Genomic DNA, 5,310 nt, shown 5'->3' on the forward strand with positions numbered 1-5,310 from the left:
CACTTGTTCTTAAATTCTGTTGTAGATTTTTTATATCAAAAAACAGAATTTATATGAAGATTCACATCGGTTGCTCGGGCTATAATTATAAAGAGTGGAAGGATGTATTTTATCCGCAGGGTCTGCCGCAAAGCAAGTGGCTCCAGTATTATGCAGAGCAATATGATACCGTAGAAATTAATGCCAGCTTTTATCGTTTTCCGACAAGTAAATCATTAAAAAGCTGGTATGAAAAAACTCCTTCGCATTTTCGTTTTTCATTAAAAGCGAATAATCAGATCACTCATTATAAAAAATTCAATGGCACAAAATCATTGGTCAAAGAATTATATACTGTCGCTGCTGAAGGGTTGCGGGATAAACTGGATTGCATACTTTTTCAACTGCCTCCGGGTTTGAAATATTCATTTGAATCGCTGGAACGAATTATTGATCAGCTTGATCCTTCTTTTAAGAATGTATTGGAGTTCCGCGATGCGGGCTGGTGGAATCCGGTCGTATATAATACATTGAAATCAAATAAGATTGTGTTTTGCATTTCCAGTTATCCTGGCTTACCGGAAGATTTTATTGTTACTGCAGATACCGCTTACATCCGTCTGCATGGTAAGCCTGAATTGTATAAATCAAATTATTCAAACGCAGAATTACTTGCATTGAGTGATTCGATAACAGAGTCAGCAGTTAAAAATGCTTTTGTTTATTTTGATAATACCTGGAGTGGTAACGCTATACAGAATGCAAAAACGTTGAAACAAATGATGCACCTAAAACAGTATGAATTATGAGAACAATCTGGACCGGAGCCATCGGATTTGGCCTGGTAAATATACCTGTAAAATTATTCAGCGCTACACATGAGAGCAGACTTGATCTGGACATGCTGGATAAGAAAGATCATTCGAATATAAAGTTCCAGCGCGTAAATGAAAAAACAGGTAAAGAAGTTGCCTGGGAAAATATCGTGAAAGGATATAAGGTTGACGATGAATATGTAATTCTCGATGAAAAGGATTTTGAAAAAGCCAATGCTAAAAAAACAAAAACGATTGAGATCTTACAGTTCGTCATGGAAGATGAAATTGATTCGGTCTATTTTGAAACCCCTTACTACATACAACCAGATAAATCCGGAGCCCGTGCCTATGCTTTGTTGCGTGAGGCTTTACGGAAGTCGAAGAAAGTTGCTGTAGCAAATTATGTATTGCGGAATAAAGAAGCGTTGGCAATTTTAAAACCTATAGGAGATGTCATTGTATTGAATAAAATCCGCTTTCAGGAAGAGATTCTGGATGCTGACGATTTGGACCTGCCGGCAAAAAGCCAGATCAAAGAAGGAGAAATGAAAATGGCGCTTACGCTTATTGACCAGCTCACAGAAAAATTCGACATATCAAAATACAAAGATACATACACTACCGAATTATTAAAGCTGATAAAAGCCAAGGCTAAAGGTGTAGCTACCAAAACGAAGTCTGTTTCAGCTAAGCCAACGGCGACCAAAGATCTCATGGCGCAACTGAAGGCTAGTCTGCAACCGGTAAGGAGAACGGCCGCAAGATAATTATGAATGAATTTTTAACTACGAGTATTTATGGCACTGGAAACCTATAAAGCAAAACGTAATTTCAGACAGACTCCCGAACCGGCTGGTAAGAAGAAAGCCGCAACCAACGAACTAAAGTTTGTGATACAACGCCATGCCGCTTCTCATCTGCATTATGATTTCAGACTTGAAATGGAAGGTGTGCTGAAAAGCTGGGCCGTTCCTAAAGGTCCCTCACTGAACCCGGAAGATAAAAGACTGGCCATGATGGTGGAAGATCACCCTTTTGAATACCGTAAGTTTCATGGTGTTATCCCTGAAGGAAATTATGGTGCCGGAATTGTGGAGATCTGGGATGAAGGCACATATCATGCCATTGGAAGTACTGACCGTAAAACAAGTGAAAAGGAATTACTGGCAGAACTTAAAAAAGGAAGTTTGAAGTTTGTTTTACATGGAAAGAAACTGAAAGGTGAATTCGCATTGGTAAAAATTAAAAACAATAACTCAGCTAAAGACAATGCCTGGCTGCTGATTAAACACAAGGATGAATATGCTATAGAAGAACCATATAATAGTGAAGACCATGTACCTTCGAATTCGAAGATTATAAAAAAAGATGCTCCGGTAAAAAAGGTTACGGCCAAAAAAGCAGCAAGTAAAAAGGCTTCGGCAAAAGAGTCGCTCATTAAAAAAAAAGCTCCGCAAGCAGCAGCAAAAAAAATAAAGCAAGGTAAAGACCCGATGCCGCATGAGGTTAAACCTATGCTGGCTAAACTAAAGGATACTCCCTTTGATTCGGCGGAATGGCTGTTTGAAATTAAGTGGGATGGATACCGTGCCATTGCAGAAATTGAAAACGGGAAAGTGAATCTATATTCCAGAAATTATATTTCATTCAATCACAAATATAGACCCATCGTTGAGGCCCTTGAATCTTTTGGTCACAATGCAGTGCTGGATGGAGAGATTGTAGTGTTGAATGCTGATGGAACTTCAAGTTTTCAGGGCTTGCAGCAATACGATGAAAAGCCAAGTCCGGAACTCTATTATTGTATATTCGATATTTTATTCCTAGATGGACATGATCTCCGGAATCTGCCATTAATAGAGCGTAAGCAGCGGTTGGCCGATATCTGGCCGGATCTGCCGAATATAAAATACAGTGATCACATAGAGCAGGATGGAATCAAATTTTTAGAACTGGCTAGAAAGAATAAGCTGGAAGGCATCATGGCGAAAAAAGCAGACAGTACGTATCGTAACGGACTGCGCTCCTCGGAATGGCTTAAGATTAAAATTATACAAGCACAGGAGGCTATTATATGTGGCTTTACAGCCCCGAGAAATTCACGCAAAGATTTTGGTGCTTTGATTTTGGGTGCATACGAAAAAGGTAGGCTGGTATACATAGGCCACACTGGTGGCGGTTTTAATACTGCCTTGTTATCTTCTACATTAAAACTCATGAAGCCCTTGATACGAAAGGAATCTCCGTTTGATGTGAAAATAAAAACAAACGAAAAAGTGACCTGGGTTACTCCTAAACTGGTTTGTGAAATTGCCTTTTCAGAATGGACAAATGACGGACATATGCGGCAACCTATTTTTCAAGGCATGCGCATTGATAAGAAAGCAAGTGAAGTCGTTCGCGAATTACCAGCAGTTACAACTATTCCCGAAGATGCTATGGAAGTAAAAACAAAAAAAACGACTAAGAGCAAAACATCCACTGCAGCTAAAAGTCATGCTTCAGAAAAAAAAACAGGAACAAAAAGCTCAGGCAAAAAAGAAAGCAATGAACTGAAGGTTGGCTCGCATGTTTTAGCAATCAGTAACCGCTCAAAAATTTACTGGCCTGAAGACGGATATACGAAGGGAGATCTGGTGGATTATTATATGCAGATAGCAGATTACATATTGCCATATCTCAAAGACCGTCCGGAGTCACTCAACAGGCATCCTAATGGTATCAATGGGCCCAGTTTTTTTCAGAAAGAGATGGGAGAGACTCTTCCGGATTGGATACAATCCAAAGAAATTTTTTCGGAATCAAATGCCAAAGAGATTCGCTATATGCTTTGTCAGGACAAGGCTACATTAATCTATATGGCTAACCTGGGTTGTATTGAAATCAATCCATGGAATTCGCGTGTGCAGAAGATCGAGTGTCCCGATTATATTGTCATTGACCTGGATCCAGGCGACAATACCTTTGATGAAGTCATACAAACGGCACTTGTTGTAAAAAAAATATTGGATAAAGCCGGCGCTGAGTCGTATTGTAAAACTTCAGGTTCAACCGGTTTGCACATCTATATTCCTTTAGGCGCAAAATACGATTACGAACAAGGCAAGAATTTCGCTCATGTGATTGCTCAGTTGGCACACGACCGGTTACCTGAATTGACAAGTCTTGTTAGGAATCCGAGAGAACGCAAAAAACAGATTTATATTGATTACCTGCAAAACCGTGGCGGGCAAACCCTCGCAGCACCTTACAGTGTGCGTCCTAAACCAGGGGCCACCGTTTCAACGCCGTTGGAATGGAAAGAAGTCAAAAAAGGTTTGCATCCATCGCAATTCACAATAAAAACAATATTTAAGCGGCTTGAGAAAAAAGGAGATTTGTTTAAAGGTGTATTAGGGAAAGGTATTGACATGCGGAAGTGCCTGAAAAACCTGGAAATGTAGTGGAATTATGAATTATGAATGAAAATCCTTTAATGAGTTAGATGGAGGATTTTTATTCGTTTTAAAAGAAAAAACTTTCGGGTTGTTTTGAGACAAAAGAGCCGGAATTTTTGTTATTTGTTTATATGCCCAAATTGTATTTCAACTCCAGCTCCCGCTATGCGGATCTACCTTTGCATTATGGTAAAGTGCCACCGTGGCTTGCCCAGCGGATGACTTTGCTTGGTGGTGCAATAGTTGAATCCATTGTTCTTGAATATGGAAAATCTGCAGTGTTGAGTCGGTTAAGCGATCCGTTCTGGTTTCAGGCTTTTGGCTGTGCACTTGGTATGGACTGGCATTCGTCCGGAATTACAACATCGGTGATGGGATCATTGAAAGCAGCTGTAAATCCTAAGTTTAAAGAACTGGGTATTTATATCTGCGGCGGCAAAGGAAAGCATTCCAGACAAACTCCCGCTGAACTCCTGCAGCTGGCAGATCGTACCGGTTTGAATGGTACAGATCTTGTACATTCAAGTAAGTTGTCTGCAAAGGTTGATAATACGGCAATTCAGGATGGTTTCCAATTATACCTGCACAACTTCATTGTAACCGATGAAGGTGAGTGGGCTGTGGTGCAGCAAGGCATGAATGATGCTAACGGAATGGCGCGCCGTTATCACTGGCATTCAGAAAAGGTAATTTCCTTTGTTGAAAATCCGCATACATTTATCTACGGGAAAAATCAGGGTGAAATATTAAATCTCGCTGCAATAGAAGCCACATCAGCAAAGGCAGGTATTCTGGAGCTGGTGCATGAAAGACCTGCATTGATTTTGCCCGAAATTCAAAAAATTGTGATGCCACGGCATCACGAAGTGCGCGCTTCAAATGTAAATTTGAAACGTTTGGGAAGTGTATTGGCATTGGCGCATGAAAGTGATCTGAAAAATTTTGAGTCACTACTTCTATTGGAAGGTGTAGGGCCCAGAACCATTCAGTCACTGGCTTTAGTGAGTGAAGTCATCCATGGAACACCTTCCAGGTTTAGTGATCCTGCTCGTTTCACCTTTGCTCATGGCGGTAAA

4 protein-coding genes are annotated in these 5,310 nt (G+C 40.3%); all 4 read left to right on the forward strand.

Features of this window, described 5'->3' with window-relative positions; genetic code table 11:
* Nucleotides 1–53 precede the first annotated feature (53 nt).
* The gene (locus tag ACTHJT_RS10755) at nucleotides 54–788 is read left to right on the forward strand and encodes a DUF72 domain-containing protein (protein ID WP_440238025.1); all 735 of its coding nucleotides are present in this window, start codon (nucleotides 54–56) and stop codon (nucleotides 786–788) included.
* Nucleotides 785–1,564: a non-homologous end joining protein Ku gene (gene ku, locus ACTHJT_RS10760; RefSeq protein ID WP_440238026.1), complete on the forward strand. Its 780-nt coding sequence runs from the start codon at nucleotides 785–787 to the stop codon at nucleotides 1,562–1,564. Before ACTHJT_RS10755 ends, ku begins: the two co-directional genes overlap by 4 nt.
* Nucleotides 1,565–1,594: 30 nt before the next feature.
* On the forward strand, nucleotides 1,595–4,240 hold the full coding sequence (gene ligD / locus ACTHJT_RS10765; protein ID WP_440238027.1) for a DNA ligase D: 2,646 nt from the start codon (nucleotides 1,595–1,597) through the stop codon (nucleotides 4,238–4,240).
* Between the two features lie 125 nt (nucleotides 4,241–4,365).
* On the forward strand, nucleotides 4,366–5,310 hold a 945-nt coding region (locus tag ACTHJT_RS10770), incomplete at its 3' end, for a DUF763 domain-containing protein (RefSeq protein ID WP_440238028.1).

Origin of the sequence: Cytophaga sp., from assembly GCF_051961495.1 — a bacterium.
GTDB lineage: Bacteria > Bacteroidota > Bacteroidia > Cytophagales > Cytophagaceae > Cytophaga.